Origin of the sequence: Paenibacillus sp. S29 (genome assembly GCF_049319765.1) — a bacterium.
GTDB lineage: Bacteria > Bacillota > Bacilli > Paenibacillales > Paenibacillaceae > Paenibacillus > Paenibacillus polymyxa_B.
In genome coordinates this window covers 18452-32847 of record NZ_JBMOUI010000003.1, presented here as the reverse complement: position 1 = coordinate 32847, position 14396 = coordinate 18452, and the positions used below count along the sequence as shown (strand labels likewise).

The window sequence follows — 14396 nt, the reverse complement described above, 5'->3', positions numbered from 1 at the left end:
ATAAAAAAAGAGCATCCAAGTCTTATTGACTTGAATGCTCTTTTGCTTGTTGTAACGATGCAGCCTCGGTATTATGTCATGGAGACTTTAATTACGCTTGTGCTGGAACGCAGCTAATTTTGATCAGGTTCGTAGAACCGGAATCACCAAGAGGTACGCCCGCAGTAATTACAACCAAATCGCCCTCTTTAACGAGGCCAGATTTGCGACCGCCTTCCAGTGCGTTGTCAAACAGACTATCTGTTGTGTCAACGATTGGTCTGCCTTGTACTGCATGTACGCCCCAGATCAGAGCCAAACGGCGAACTGTTCTTTCCTGTGTTGTCACAGCAACAATCGGAGCTTCAGGACGGTATTTAGAAATCATACGCGCCGTTGTTCCGCTTTGTGTGGACGTCAGGATCGCTTTGGCATGCAGGTCAAGTGCAGAAATAGAAACAGATTGGCTGATTGCTTCTGTAATACTAATTTCTTGAGCCGTTCTTTGTTTCTTGAACAAATCACGGTAGTTCAGAGAGGACTCAGCTTTTTCTGCAATACGTGACATCGTCAATACGGATTCTACCGGATATTTACCCGCAGCTGTTTCGCCGGACAGCATAATTGCGTCTGTTCCGTCAAAAATAGCATTCGCCACGTCACTTGCTTCCGCACGAGTCGGACGCGGGTTACGTTGCATGGAATCCAGCATTTGTGTTGCCGTAATAACAGGCTTGCCAGCTACATTACATTTGTTAATCATCAATTTTTGCGCCAGAGGCACTTCTTCAGCAGGAATTTCCACACCGAGGTCACCACGAGCAACCATCAGGCCATCTGAAGCTTCCAAAATTTCATCCAGGTTGTCAACACCTTGCTGATTTTCTATTTTGGAAATGATTTGGATATGACTTGCGTTGTGTTTCGCCAGCAATTCACGGATTTCCAGAACGTCACTTGCTTTACGAACAAAAGAAGCCGCGATGAAATCAATGTCCTGCTCAATACCGAAAATGATATCATTAGCATCTTTTTCAGTAATACCAGGCAAAGAAATAGCAACGCCTGGAACGTTAACGCCCTTCTTGCTTTTGATCGTTCCGCCATTAACAATGCGGCATTTGATTTCAGTGCCTGATACTTCAATAACGGTGAGTCCGATCAGACCATCGTCGATCAGAATGGTGGAGCCGGGCTCCACGTCCGAGGGAAGATCTTTGTACGTAATGGAAATACGATCTTGCGTACCGAGAATTTCTTCCGTTGTCAGCGTAATGAACTCGTCCTGAACAAGCTCAATAGGTTCAACTTCGAGCTTTCCTGTCCGGATTTCCGGCCCCTTCGTATCGAGCAAAATAGCAACGTTTTTGTTAAGCTCCTTACAAGCTTGACGGATGTTTTTAATCCGGTTGCCATGCTCCTCGAAATCACCGTGAGAGAAATTCAGGCGGGCTACGTTCATACCAGCCAGAATCAGTTTCTTCACATTTTCCAATGACTCACTGGAAGGACCGATGGTACATACAATCTTAGTTTTGCGCATTTGGGTTTTTCCTCCGTTTTCAAAGGTGCTACTCTTTATATCTTTTTCCAACAATTAAATCTACTACACTTTTTCCTATTTGTATAGGAAGTTCGTCATATTTATTGTTACCCGTTTACAGCGTATTACAACATAGGCTCAGATTCCGAAGGCTTCAAGAAGGTGTATTGACCTATTTTTCGGAATTTTTGATACCGATCTTCCCTCAATTCATCGCAGCTCATATTCGTAAGGTCTGCCAAATGACGTTCCAATAGCTCCTTGATTGCGGCAGCAGTCAGTTCATAGTTACGATGCGCGCCCCCTTTCGGCTCCGGCACAATATCCTCGATAATTTCCATGCGCAGGAGGTCATTAGCCGTAATCTTCATGGCTTCAGCTGCCTGATCGGCCTTGGAAGCATCTTTCCATAGAATCGAAGCTGCACCGTTTGGAGAAATGGCCGAATAAATGGCATGTTCCAGCATCAGCACACGGTTACCGACTGCAAACGCAAGCGCACCGCCGCTTCCACCCTCGCCGATGACCACACAAATAACAGGCACCGAAAGCTTTGCCATCTCCCGCAAGTTGCGCGCAATCGCTTCCGATTGACCTCTCTCCTCTGCTGTATTACCCGGATAAGCGCCCTTCGTATCAATAAATGTAATAACAGGGCGTTTGAATTTATCAGCCTGCTGCATAAAACGCAAGCCTTTACGAAATCCTTCCGGATGAGCACTACCAAAGAAACGCGCAATGTTATCTTTCGTATCCTTACCACGCTGTTGACCAATGACGGTCACCGGAATACCATTTAGCTTGGCAATTCCGCCCACAACCGCCAGATCGTCTCCAAACAAGCGGTCGCCGTGTAATTCAATAAAGTCCGTAAACACCTGCTCAATCAGATCAAGAGACGTTGGTCTTTGATGATGACGGGCCAAATGCATTTTTTGTGGTGCTGTAATGTTCGAATATATTTCTTCTTCCATCTCGAGATAACGTTCCTCGAGACGGTTGATTTCATCTGTAAAATCAATTTGCTTATCCTGTCCGAATTGCTTGAGTTCTTCGATCTTCTGTCGCATCTCGACCAGGGGCTTTTCATAAGGCAATTCACCAGCCATCTATTCCACCCCTTTCACACTGTGCAGATCAAGCAGTTGCCCGAGGGTATCACGCAGTTCCTTGCGGTGTACAACCATATCCAATTGTCCATGCTGCAAATTAAATTCGGATGTTTGAAAATCATCCGGCAACTTCTGTCTGATTGTCTGTTCAATTACAATACGCCCTGCAAAGCCGAATACAGCTCCTGGCTCCGCGATATTAATATCTCCAAGCGTAGCAAAGCTGGCGGACACTCCACCTGTAGTCGGGTCGGTGATAACAGAAATATACAGCAAGCCCTGCTCATCCAGACGAGCAAGAGCAGCACTTGTTTTGGCCATCTGCATCAAGCTTAAAATACTTTCCTGCATACGTGCCCCGCCGGAAGTTGAGAAAATAATTAGCGGCAGACGCTTGTCTATTGCTTGCTCAATGGCGCGGGTAATTTTCTCTCCTACGACCGAACCCATACTGCCAGTAAAAAAGTCAAAGCTCATCACAGCAACGACAACAGGATGTCCATAAATAAGGCCGTCGCCCGTAACGACAGCCTCTCGCAAGCCAGATTTCAGGGTCTGTTGCTCCAGCTTGCTCTCATATCCCGGAAAGTCCAGCGGGTCAACCGAAATCATATCGGCATCATATTCCGTAAACGTGTCTTCGTCGAGCACCATGCGAATGCGATCCATAGCATTCAAACGCATATGGTATCCGCACACCGGACACACTTTCAAATTTTTCTCTAGTTCTTTGCTGTATTGAATACTTCCACACTTGCCACATTTGGTCATAAGACCTTCGGGAATTTCCCGTTTGGGACGATCCGGCATGTCCGCTTGATCGCCGCTCAGCGCCCGTTCCGAAGGGATGGTCGCGTATTTACGCTTCTTTTGGAATAAATCTTTAAACACAACTACACCTCTCCAGCCGTTTATTTGTCAGCCGTAACCGATACAAGGTCCTCTGCCGTCTATGCGGCACCTTTAAGCATTATGTTCATACACACGTCAACGCCTGTTACTAAAACTTTACCGCCGATCGTGCATCCTTTGTTCCACTCATGCTGCTGTATCACTTCCGCCGTTCCGGACTCAAGGGCGCAAAATCGAATTAAGCACTTCCTGTATTTCTTCGACTTCACCCGAAGGCACAAGTATCTCAAACTGTTGCTTGGACGCGCTGATGGCCCGGGCCTGCACCATAAAACCTTCTTCAGACAGTTTGAGCTTAATCATGTCAGCCAGTCTGGCCGTCGGTGCAATATAAATCACCGTCCACATGCCTTGTTTCTACCCCCTAAGCCTCAAGTTTTGAGCCCATATAATAGACTCATGATAACATACCTTACTTTTTTCCCGCAACAAAAGCCCTCCTGATCATTCAAGTTCGTCGGAGGGCCTAGAAAATCATCAACTCTGTCTACACAGGTCAATTAAGCGTCCAATGATGCAGGATAATGCTTGGCATGGAGGCTCCGATGTGCAATGCGCGAAGAAGCAGCGGCAGCTAGTCCGGCGACAAGATCGTCTAAAAACACATGAATACCACTGCCTTTTTGGTTCAGCTGTTCAATAATCCCCGTCTTTTCCTTATCCAGATAACCAAAACTGGTTAAGCCGATCATGCCGTACACACTCGTAATTCCAAGAGCCAGTGTCTCGTCCACTCCGTACAGCGGTTCGTCAGCCTCCATAATGGCTTGCAATGGCTGGGGGAGAAGTCTTTTTTCGGCCAGCTCATCGAGCGCAATACCTGTGAGCAACGTATATTGAACCTCACGCTTTTGTAAAACCGCTTTGACACTGTCTATACATTCTTCCATCGTCAAATGAGGATAATATTTTAGCTGAAGCTGAAAAACAATGTCCGCAATGGACTCGATACGAATGCCTCTGCGATTTAACAAAGTTTCTGCATATTCATAGGACATAATTTCCCTCCCGCTTTCACCGTGCAGTCTATTCTTTCACCGTACGGGACCTTATGGTGCAGGGTACGTGTTGAATCTCCTGTTCCGCCAGTTTTCCAAGTGTATGCGGGAAGGAAGGAAAATGTTCATTAAACCGTTACAATAAGGGCGGTTTGCTGTGTGCCTATCATTTGACTTTCACCGTACCTTCACCCAACATCGACTCCATTTGATCAAAAAGCTGAGGAGAGGGCTTAATGCTGTAAGCATCGCTCAAGGCCAGCAGACGCTGGTTGCTCTCATAAAAAAGTACGGTAGGCATAGCACCGGGATGCTCCTGGAGCAGTGCCTTGAGACTGACCAGCAAGCTGGCGTCCTCCTCGGCCTGGCGGGTGATTTTGACAAACACCCGCTGATGAGTGGTCGGCTCCGAGCTGCGCGGGACTGGCACCTGCTCACCTCGAGCCGCTTCGGCTCCACGCGGTGAAGCAGCCATCACGGGACGGGCCGCCTTCGGTTGAGGCGAAGCAGATGCATTGGCTGCCGAAGGCGGGGGCGACACGCGCGACGCTCTCCCGCCCGGGCCGCCAGCAGGAGAGCCAGCAGCTGGCACGGATGTTCCAGCTATTGCGGACGAGCGCGTACTGGCACGTCGGCGCTGGAGGAGCCGTGCCAGCGAGTCTTCCGCCAGCGGGGCGGTCTCATCCGCAAGGAGCTTGAAGTGCTCGTCTTGCTGCTGCATCTTGGCTCGAAGCGTAAGCAAAGCTCCCTTTTCAATCCACTGCTGGCTTCGCTTCCATACCTCAGGAAACAGCACAACCTCACAGCGCTCAATCTGATCCTCCAGCTCAATGAAGGCCATGGCCTTACCCTGCTTGGTCGTAATCGTTTTGAGTGACACTACCATGCCTGCGGTCACAACAACCGTTTCATCTGGCACATCGCCCAGCTCCATCAAACGATCCGCCTCGCTGCTTTCCAACAGCGACTCAAAATCATCCAACGGGTGCCCGGATAAATACAGTCCCAGTAGTTCACGTTCCAGCTCTAACTGCTGGCTGGCACTGAATTTGGGTACATTGGGATATTCGATATCCCAATTGGGCATTTCCACAAAACCAAACATATCAATTTGCAAGTCATCCCGTTCCTTGCGCCACTTGACGGCTGCATCCACTGTTTCATCCAACATGGCAAGCAATTGTGCCCGATGACCTGTCAATGAATCAAAGGCTCCTGCCTGAATAAGCGATTCAATTACTCTCTTATTACATACCCGCAAATCGACACGTCGACAAAAATCGAGCAGGCTGTCGAAAGGCCGTTCCTTGCGAACAGCGAGAATGCTCTCCATCGCCTGTGTGCCGACATTTTTAATCGCTGCTAGGCCGAAACGGATGCCTCCCTGCTGTAAAGGAGTAAACAACACCCCGCTCTCATTCACATCAGGCGGCAACACTGCGATATCCATACGACGGCATTCGACGACATATTCAGCCACTTTCCGATGACTTCCCATCACGGCTGTCAGCATTGAAGCCATAAATTGCACCGGATAATGGGCCTTTAGATAAGCCGTTTGAAATGCTAGCACACCATAAGCAGCTGCATGAGCACGCGGGAAGCCGTAGTCAGCAAAACGGACAATCATATCGTAAACCCTTCCGGCCTCCTCCTCCGTGTATCCCTGCTTGATACTGCCTTCGACAAAATGCCCGCGCTCCAGATCCAACACTTCGCGCTTTTTCTTGGACACAGCCCGGCGCAACAGATCGGCTTCTCCCAGGGAAAAGCCCGCCATGCGTGAAGCAATCTGCATGATTTGCTCCTGATACACAATAATACCGTACGTATCCTTTAAGATCGGTTCCAGGTCAGGATGCGGATAAGAAATCTCAATCTGACCATGCTTGGCCTGTATAAAGTTAGGAATAAAGCCCATCGGGCCCGGACGATACAAAGCCAGGACAGAAATGATATCCTCGAATACACTCGGCTTCAAATCCTTGAGTACCCGGCGTACACCGGCCGACTCCAGCTGGAATACGCCTCCTGTATCTCCTTTGCCCAGCAAGTCATAGGTATGCGGATCGTTATCGGGAATACGATTAAAATCAGGCGTTTCTCCATGCTCTTCCGCAATCCAGTGTATGCACCGTTCAATAATGGAGAGCGTACGCAGCCCAAGGAAATCCATTTTAAGCAAACCAATGCGCTCTAGATTTTCCATCGAGTACTGCGTCAAAGGAACCCCTTCGCTCCCCTCTTGAAGCGGAACCGCATCGGTCAATGGAGTCCGCGAAATGACAACACCTGCTGCATGTGTCGAAGCATGACGAGGCATTCCTTCAACCTTGATCGCCATATCCAGCAGTTCACGTGTCTTGGGCTTCGTTTCATATAGCGTTTTTAGCTCCGGGGTGATTTCCAGCGCATGACGGATATTAATGCCTAGCTGCGCCGGAATCAGCTTGGCTGCCTTGTCCACCTCGCCATACGGCACGTTCAATGCACGACCGACATCACGGACAGCGGCTCTTGCTGCCAGCGTTCCAAAGGTAATAATTTGCGCTACATGCTCATTTCCGTACTTCTGTACTACATAGTCGATAACCTCGTCACGCCGTTCATCACTAAAATCAATATCTATATCTGGCATACTAATTCGTTCTGGATTCAGAAACCGTTCAAAGAGCAGGTTGTATTTCATCGGATCGACATTCGTGATGTTAAGCACATAGGCAACCAAACTGCCTGCTGAGGAACCCCGCCCCGGTCCCGTTGCAATCTTATGCTTATGTGCAAAGGCAATAAAATCCCATACAATCAGGAAATAATCGCTGAAACCCATACTGTCAATGGTATTCAACTCATAGTTTAGCCGTTGGTTCAGCCTTTCCCGTTCCTCCGGCTGCTCCCATCCGGGATCGCTTCCATAGCGACGCTCCAGCCCTTGCACGCACAGATTGCGTAAATAGGACGAAGAGGTCATTCCTTCCGGCAGCGGGCGATATTCAGGCAAAATGGATTGACCGAATTCCAGCTCTAGTTCGCATTTTTCAGCAATACGCACCGTGTTGGCGATGGCTTCTGCCACATGCGGGAATAAACGAGCCATATCCTCCTGACTTTTCAGATACAACTGACGTGTTGGTATACGCAAGCGTTCCTCATCGTCAACTGTCTTCCCTGTCCCGATACAGATCAGAACGTCTTGCACGTCCGCATCTGGCTCAGTCAAGTAATGCACGTCATTCGTCGCCACCAGTGGAATATTCAGTTCCTTCGCCAGTGCGATCAAGAGAGGATTTACACGTTTTTGCTCCGAAAGACCATGGTCCTGGAGTTCCAGATAAAAATCATCGCCAAAAATGTTACGATACCGTTCCGCTGCTCGTCGTGCTTCGGCTTCCCGACCATGCAGTAAATGCTGCGGCACTTCACCGCCCAAACAAGCGCTCAGGCATATGATGCCTTCATGATGGGCAGCCAAAGCCTCCATGTCGATGCGCGGCTTGTAGTGAAAGCCCTCCAAATGGCCGATGGAGCACAACTTCATCAGATTTTGATAGCCTGTTTTATTTTTGGCGAGCAAAATCAAATGATATATGGGCTGATCCTTCCGGCTGCCACGCTCCTTGCGCGATCCTGCCGTCATATAGGCCTCACACCCGATAATCGGCTTAATGCCGTTCTCTACACACGCTCTATAAAAAGGAATGGCACCGTACATAACCCCGTGGTCTGTAAGGGCCAGCGCCTTCATTCCGTAAGCTGATGCCTGTTTGACCAACTCCGCGGTACGAGCCGCGCCGTCCAGCAGGCTGTACTCGCTATGAACATGCAAATGCACAAATGAACTCATGCGCTTCTCTTCCTTTCACCGCTTGATTTTCTTCAAACTATTTTATCATATCCGCGTTAGTAGCGCCCATAGAATAAAAGTACAGACCTCGGCGGACAAGCGCGGTCCTGATTCGTATACCTAAGGAGGAAAAGAGCATGAGCACTTTTATATCCAAAGCGATTCTCGACTTCTTCATTGCCTTCGGCATCGTGCTCGGGGGAGCCATGCTCGGCGGAATGGGAGCTGTCGTATCGCTTCAGCCGCCAACCCAGACGATGCTGGAGGTTGCCGGAAGAATTAAAATATGGGCGCTTGCCGCCGCTGTGGGGGGAACGATGGACCCGATCCGGGTCATTGAAAGCAATATGTTGGATGGTAATTTGTCACCTGCCATTAAGCAGATATTGTATTTGATTTTCGCCTTTTTAGGCGCTCATATGGGTGCAGAGCTGGTCAAGTGGGTATGCGGCAACGGACGACCGTGAGGTGAAACGACTATGAGAGTCCCCCCTTTTGAGCGCCTGCGCCCTTTTATGCAATTATCCTCCGTCTTTGTACTCGGTATGATTACGGGAGGAATGATCTACAATGCCATCTGGCATGCCAGCTTCAATCAGCTGTGGACGAACAACCAGGATCTTCAATTCCAGCTCCAGCAAGCCGAGGAAGACAACAAAACATTGCGCAAATACAGCAAGCGCCAAACCGTTGTCAAAGAAATCAAGCTGATCGCGGAGGAAGCTTCGGCCGAAAAAATTGATTCTATCAACCTGAAGGAACTTCTTCGCCGTGTCAGTCGGGATCTGGAGGTGCTGCGCGGCAGAGATATGTTCGAGATTGACTCTGACAGCAAGCTGGTACGTATGTTGCTGCACCAAAAAAAATACACCGTTCGTGACAAGGAGTATACGATCCAGGTCAAAACGATGCTTGTAATGGAAGGGGTGCTGCAAATTTGGCTGGAAGCAAAAGAAAGACTGCCTGAAAGCCACTAAGTCGATCTATTCGACCTCACACCCTGCTCCGATCCATAGGTAGCCACAGGTAGACTAACCATGTTCAATGGATTGAAGTGTCATCACTGCTTTGCATACCAAATGGTTTTCCCGTGAAATTGCAATTTCTAGCTTGCAGGTGCGGCGACTCAGCTCGAGCAGCAATGGACGAAGAACGACAGCATCCTCTATCTGTACGGGTCTAATAAAATAAGTCGTCAAATTGTCCAGCACATAATCCTTGCCGGTCATGTCTCTAGCTACCCGGTAGCCCGCTTGTGTCATCACGTTGACCAGTACGCCTTCCGAGATCGTACCTAAATTGGTCGCCATCTGTGGAATAATAAAACCGCGAAAAAATAACGATCCGTCCTCATTACGCTCTTCAGCAAACCCGTTCCAGATCAACTGGTCGAACGTCTCGCCAAGTTGTGGCTGCTTTTGGGCGTTACGCAGCGCCTCCAGCACCTCACGCCGTGTAACGGACCCAAGCAGCTTGCGGTTACGGTCCACGACCGGCAAATAATCTACACCTTCCCACGCCATCATTTGCGCGGCAGAAGCCAGCGAGGTCTGGTAGGTGACCGTTATCGGATTGCGGATCAGACATTTATCCATCGTATGCTCAGGTAGAAGCCCCTCCACATCTTTGCGGCTGACGATACCAATTAAACGATTCCATTCATCCACTATTGCAAAATGATGATGTCCGGTCGTCACCGAAAGTTCTTCAAACTCGGTAAGCGTGCTGTTGATTTTCAAGGTCAACGTTTTCGGTTTGCCTGCCGCAATGTCTTCAATCAGCATAATTTTCTTTTTGATCAAGCGGTCAAATATGGCTCTATTAATCATAGATGCCACTGTAAAAGTATCATGGCGTGAGGAAATAATCGGCAGACTAATCTGATCTGCGAGCTGCTTAACCTCTCGGCTCGTACCGAAGCCCCCTGTAATCAGCACACCTGCCCCCTGCTCCAATGCAAGTGAATGCGCATCCTCACGGTTACCAACGATTAGCAAACTACCTGCGTCAATATAACGGGCCATAGCTTCCTCGCGCATCGCTCCGATTACATACTTGTGCAAGGGCTTCTCCAACCCCTCACTTCCGCCCAGCACATGTCCCTCTACAATATTCACGACATCTGCAAAGGTCAGCTGCTCGGACAAGCCGCGCGGTCGCTTCTCCACTCGTACTGTTCCGATGCGTTCCTTGGTAATGACGATTCCCAGGTTCTCGGCTTCCTTCACGGCCCGATAGGCCGTTCCTTCGCTGACACTCATTTCTTTAGCCAACCTGCGCACAGAAATTTTGGAGCCTATTTTCAACTGCTCGATATGTCGCAATAGCTGCTCATGCTTCGTAACTGTTTCATCTAGCCCGTCCAACTCTGTTACACCCCCAACGTTCAATCTGTATCATTCTGTATCTATTATAGCACAATATCCCTATATTTTAGACCCTTGTTCATTTTGAGTTCTCCGCTTCGCAAATAGCAAAAAAAGCGATCCCCTCTTTTACAAGGGATCGCTTCTTACTATGATTGATTTGCCATCTGGGAGGCAAGCCCAGGACAAGCTGAAAAAACTCACTACATGCTGCCTTTGTCAGCTTTTTTATCCCACTTCATCTGCCACTGCTGCATTTTGGCCCGTCGCACACGCTCCAGCGTTTTGCGCTTTTCCTCATCCACACCCAGCAAAAAATGCATGTTTGCTCCGATGACTAGCAGCGCAAAAAGTACCCATACCATCCCAAAGCCGTTGACCCAGTTCAAACCGCCTGCAAGCGAGATGCGTGGTAACGCGACCAAAACCATAGCCAATGCAATGAGTGTGTACAAACCGTGTTTCCATTTTTTGAAAGAACCCAATCGTATCCCTTCCTCTCCCTGTGACTCTATGTATCTAGTCTATGAGAGGACAGGAAGGAATATGAGACAAACTTACAGAGATGAACCGTACAAATGTTGAAGGCTGTCTGCAATAATTTTGTTAACGTCCTCAATAATCACGCTCAGGCGACGTTCAGCGTCGAACAGGCGACGGATGTTGAGGTTCAAGCTAAGTACCTCAAACAGCTTCTCCATCTTTTCCATCTCTTCCTGTGCTGGCATATCGCCGCTCATCATGCGTTGCTGTACTTCCATTTGGCGTTCACGGAAATCGTCGAGCATTTTCTTGGCTTCTGGATCGGTTTCGATCAGCTTCATCGCTGACGTAATTTCCTCTACCTCTTTGCTTTCCTTCAATGCTTTCGCTAAATCATGGGCTTTGTCATAGATGTTCATGATTGTTTATTCCTCCAATACAAGTTTAGTATCAACATTTCACATTGTCCGTCAATCACCAAGGGATATATGTCCTCATATGATGAATCAGTGCTATTACAGCCCATTCACGTTTCCCGTTACTTTCAAGACATCAAGTTGCTGCCCGGAAGGAGATCCACGATGTCCATCAAAAAAACAACGATTCAAATCATCGGATCGGGCATCTTGCAGGATGACGTACTCATGGTCGGCGAGTCCCTGCTTCGCAAATGGAAAATATCCGCTGGCCACCCCGTTCAGCTCGCCTTCGGTTCGTTCCGCCAAGAGGTTACCGTCATATCGGTGCCCCGCTACAGCGGCCTACGTGTGGGAAGCGTGCTAGCCCGAAAAATGGGGCTTCATGCCAATTGTAATCTGCGAGTAACCTACAGCCGAGGTCGCCGGACACTTCGAGTGGGCCCACTTATTAGCGTGCTGGTCAGTCGGGACTATCCCGAACAGCCCGACAAGCCTTTCGGGTCGATCACCCTGTTCTGCCGTGAACTAGTCGGGGAATGCCGCAGACAAGGAGCATATGTGTATTTTTTCACCCCGGAGCATATCGGAAGTCAGCCCGGGCGAGTTCAGGGATGGGTGTATGACGGAGGCTGGAAAAAGACGGTCATGCCTGCCGGCGATGTCGTCAATAATCGTCTTACCTCCCGTAAACTCGAGAACAGAACTAGCGTACAGCATTTCATGAAAGAAGTAAAATCGCAGTACGGCACGACCATTTTTAACGAAAAGTTTCTGGATAAGAATGAAGTCTTTGATGCGCTTAAATCCAATTCTTCCCTGCGCAAGTATTTACCCGAGTCCCACTTGCTGCAAACCTTTGCTGTTTTCAAAAAAATGTGCAACCAGTATCCCGCTGTTTTTCTCAAGCCAGTGCGCGGAAGCCTAGGTAAAGGCATAATGCGCATTAACAAACAAACGGATGGCACCTTTTCGGTGCTATCCACAACAGCGGGCACACCCCGCAAGCAAATGTATGCCAACGTCGATAAACTGTACAAAAGCTTAGCGGGAAAAATGAAAACAACACGCTTTCAACTCCAACAGGGACTTACCTTGATTGATCATGGTAAGCGTCCGGTCGACTTTCGTGCGCTTGTACAGAAAAATTCGTCCGGAACCTGGACCGTAACATCCATTGTCGCCCGGATCGCCGGAGGCAGCCACTTTGTGTCCAATCTGGCAAGAGGCGGCACGCTGAGTACAGTCAAAGAAGCACTTGCCAAAACCACGCTGCCCGCAACCGTTAAATCGAATGGGCATACCTCTCTCAAAACAGCAGCACTGGATATCGCAAGCGGAGTGGAAAAAGCGATTCCCGCCCATTTCGCAGAATTTGGTATAGATCTGGCAATAGACAGCACGGGGCGCATCTGGTTGCTGGAGGTCAATTCGAAGCCATCTAAGAATGACAACACGCCGTTAAATGATCAGAAAACTCGCCCGTCCGTAAAAAAAATGATTGAATACTGCTGTTATTCAGCCGGCTTCAAATGAATTCATCTCTTCCAGAGTCTGGCTGCCAAAGGAGCTGTTGTCGGTGTCTCTTGTTGTGCCAGGCACGCTGGGCGTGCTTGTTAGCCGGAATCAGGCCGCCACTCCCCCTATTACCGAAGCCGATTTTTGCCGCAGGCTAAGTCTGTTGGGCAGGCGCTCTGGTCTTAGCGTAATGGCGTTTACCGCCGAAGGAGTTTCACCTGAAGATCACTCCATACGAGGTTATGTTTACCGTAACGGAGTATGGACATCCGGCCGCTTTCCGTTGCCGGATATTGTGTATAACCGCTGTCTCCATGTTCACGAGAGCCAGAATGTCAGGCGCACACTGGAAGATATGGCGGAGCAAAAATCGCGTAAGCTCATCTACTGGTCGCGTAACTTACCTGGCAAATGGCAGGTGTATCGCGCTTTGCATGCGGTAGATAAAGTGCGTCCCTTTGTGCCGCCTACGGCGCCATACCGGGACACGATCCAGCTTGTGGAATGGCTACGACGCCATTCGGAGCTGTTTATGAAGCCACAGACCGGAACACATGGCAAGAGCACACTGTATCTCCGGCTGGCAGAAGGAGGCCAGGGACTACTTGTACAGGGTAGAGACTCCCGTAACCGCCCGTTCCGGCGCTTGTTTTCCGAATTGGATGCAGGATTGTCATGGGTCCACGGAATTGCACACAAACGCGCTTATATCGTGCAGCCTTATTTGAAATTAACAAGCCAAAGCAATCATCCCTTTGATGTTCGCGCACTCATGCAAAAGGATGGCAACGGCTATTGGCGCCTGACGGGCTTTGCCGTAAGAGAAGGCAGACAAGGAACTCTGACTTCTAATCTTCACGGTGGGGGCGAAGCCCATCCAGCTGAGCCTTACCTTCGTGAACAATTTGGCGCGGACACCACGCGTCTCATCATCAGGCAGATGATGGCGCTGTCCTTGACCATTACCAGGGCGCTGGAGGAACGTTATGGCCGCCTTGGCGAGTTGGGAATTGATTACGGTATTGACCGGAGCGGGAACATCTGGCTATTGGAGGTTAATTCCCGACCTGGCCGGGCCTCCTTTTTTCAGACCCGTCAGCCAGAGTGCGCTTTCCAGTCGGTCAACCGCCCGCTCGAATATGCTCGATATTTAATGACCCATTCCAAAGCGACAGGGCCAAAGGGCGCGGGCGCCTCCCTTGAACATACGGTATAGGAGGATAAA

Annotated in this window: 13 protein-coding genes; 4 read left to right on the top strand and 9 right to left on the bottom strand. The window is 49.3% G+C overall.

The window, feature by feature from the left end:
• Positions 1-91: 91 nt before the first annotated feature.
• The 6 genes from pyk to ACL9RM_RS05485 all read right to left on the bottom strand — a co-directional run bounded on the left by pyk (position 92) and on the right by ACL9RM_RS05485 (position 8388).
• Positions 92-1522: a pyruvate kinase gene (pyk, locus tag ACL9RM_RS05510; protein WP_029516614.1), complete on the bottom strand. Its 1431-nt coding sequence runs from the start codon at positions 1520-1522 to the stop codon at positions 92-94.
• Between the two features lie 125 nt (positions 1523-1647).
• Positions 1648-2631 (bottom strand): acetyl-CoA carboxylase carboxyltransferase subunit alpha, encoded by a 984-nt coding sequence (locus ACL9RM_RS05505; protein ID WP_250267957.1) that lies wholly within the window; start codon positions 2629-2631, stop codon positions 1648-1650.
• Positions 2632-3525: an acetyl-CoA carboxylase, carboxyltransferase subunit beta gene (gene accD, locus ACL9RM_RS05500; protein WP_250267956.1), complete on the bottom strand. Its 894-nt coding sequence runs from the start codon at positions 3523-3525 to the stop codon at positions 2632-2634.
• 180 nt (positions 3526-3705) lie between these two features.
• Positions 3706-3894: a hypothetical protein gene (locus ACL9RM_RS05495; protein WP_013309585.1), complete on the bottom strand. Its 189-nt coding sequence runs from the start codon at positions 3892-3894 to the stop codon at positions 3706-3708.
• A 152-nt stretch (positions 3895-4046) separates the two neighbouring features.
• Positions 4047-4544 (bottom strand): phosphatidylglycerophosphatase A family protein, encoded by a 498-nt coding sequence (locus tag ACL9RM_RS05490; protein ID WP_250267955.1) that lies wholly within the window; start codon positions 4542-4544, stop codon positions 4047-4049.
• Between the two features lie 166 nt (positions 4545-4710).
• Positions 4711-8388 carry a DNA polymerase III subunit alpha gene (locus ACL9RM_RS05485; RefSeq protein ID WP_250267954.1) on the bottom strand — a complete coding sequence of 1226 codons (3678 nt, stop codon included), beginning with the start codon at positions 8386-8388 and terminating at the stop codon, positions 4711-4713.
• 137 nt (positions 8389-8525) lie between these two features.
• Here ACL9RM_RS05485 and ACL9RM_RS05480 point away from each other — a divergent pair, with 137 nt between their 5' ends.
• Positions 8526-8855, top strand: coding sequence for a YtrH family sporulation protein (locus ACL9RM_RS05480; RefSeq protein ID WP_013309582.1), 330 nt, complete (start codon positions 8526-8528; stop codon positions 8853-8855).
• 12 nt (positions 8856-8867) lie between these two features.
• Positions 8868-9365 (top strand): hypothetical protein, encoded by a 498-nt coding sequence (locus tag ACL9RM_RS05475; protein WP_061831708.1) that lies wholly within the window; start codon positions 8868-8870, stop codon positions 9363-9365.
• Between the two features lie 54 nt (positions 9366-9419).
• On the opposite strand, the gene ACL9RM_RS05470 is transcribed toward ACL9RM_RS05475, so the two are convergent.
• From ACL9RM_RS05470 to ACL9RM_RS05460, 3 genes are all read right to left on the bottom strand, one after another.
• Positions 9420-10754: a DRTGG domain-containing protein gene (locus tag ACL9RM_RS05470; protein ID WP_250267953.1), complete on the bottom strand. Its 1335-nt coding sequence runs from the start codon at positions 10752-10754 to the stop codon at positions 9420-9422.
• A gap of 203 nt (positions 10755-10957) precedes the next feature.
• Complete coding sequence (locus ACL9RM_RS05465) at positions 10958-11239, bottom strand: hypothetical protein (RefSeq protein ID WP_069291592.1); 282 nt, start codon at positions 11237-11239, stop codon at positions 10958-10960.
• Between the two features lie 72 nt (positions 11240-11311).
• Positions 11312-11656 carry a YlbF family regulator gene (locus ACL9RM_RS05460; RefSeq protein WP_025685398.1) on the bottom strand — a complete coding sequence of 115 codons (345 nt, stop codon included), beginning with the start codon at positions 11654-11656 and terminating at the stop codon, positions 11312-11314.
• Between the two features lie 162 nt (positions 11657-11818).
• On the opposite strand from ACL9RM_RS05460, the gene ACL9RM_RS05455 reads away from it, so the two are divergent.
• Both ACL9RM_RS05455 and ACL9RM_RS05450 read left to right on the top strand, forming a co-directional pair.
• On the top strand, positions 11819-13189 hold the full coding sequence (locus tag ACL9RM_RS05455) for a YheC/YheD family protein (protein WP_165175993.1): 1371 nt from the start codon (positions 11819-11821) through the stop codon (positions 13187-13189).
• A 43-nt stretch (positions 13190-13232) separates the two neighbouring features.
• Positions 13233-14387 (top strand): YheC/YheD family protein, encoded by a 1155-nt coding sequence (locus ACL9RM_RS05450; protein ID WP_323873176.1) that lies wholly within the window; start codon positions 13233-13235, stop codon positions 14385-14387.
• Positions 14388-14396 lie beyond the last annotated feature (9 nt).

Coding starts and splice junctions, on each gene's coding strand:
- ACL9RM_RS05480 (WP_013309582.1), top strand. CDS start 8,526: ATGAGCACTTTTATATCCAAAGCGATTCTCGACTTCTTCATTGCCTTC.
- ACL9RM_RS05455 (WP_165175993.1), top strand. CDS start 11,819: ATGTCCATCAAAAAAACAACGATTCAAATCATCGGATCGGGCATCTTG.
- ACL9RM_RS05485 (WP_250267954.1), bottom strand. CDS start 8,388: ATGAGTTCATTTGTGCATTTGCATGTTCATAGCGAGTACAGCCTGCTG.
- ACL9RM_RS05505 (WP_250267957.1), bottom strand. CDS start 2,631: ATGGCTGGTGAATTGCCTTATGAAAAGCCCCTGGTCGAGATGCGACAG.
- ACL9RM_RS05475 (WP_061831708.1), top strand. CDS start 8,868: ATGAGAGTCCCCCCTTTTGAGCGCCTGCGCCCTTTTATGCAATTATCC.
- pyk (WP_029516614.1), bottom strand. CDS start 1,522: ATGCGCAAAACTAAGATTGTATGTACCATCGGTCCTTCCAGTGAGTCA.
- ACL9RM_RS05460 (WP_025685398.1), bottom strand. CDS start 11,656: ATGAACATCTATGACAAAGCCCATGATTTAGCGAAAGCATTGAAGGAA.
- ACL9RM_RS05490 (WP_250267955.1), bottom strand. CDS start 4,544: ATGTCCTATGAATATGCAGAAACTTTGTTAAATCGCAGAGGCATTCGT.
- ACL9RM_RS05495 (WP_013309585.1), bottom strand. CDS start 3,894: ATGTGGACGGTGATTTATATTGCACCGACGGCCAGACTGGCTGACATG.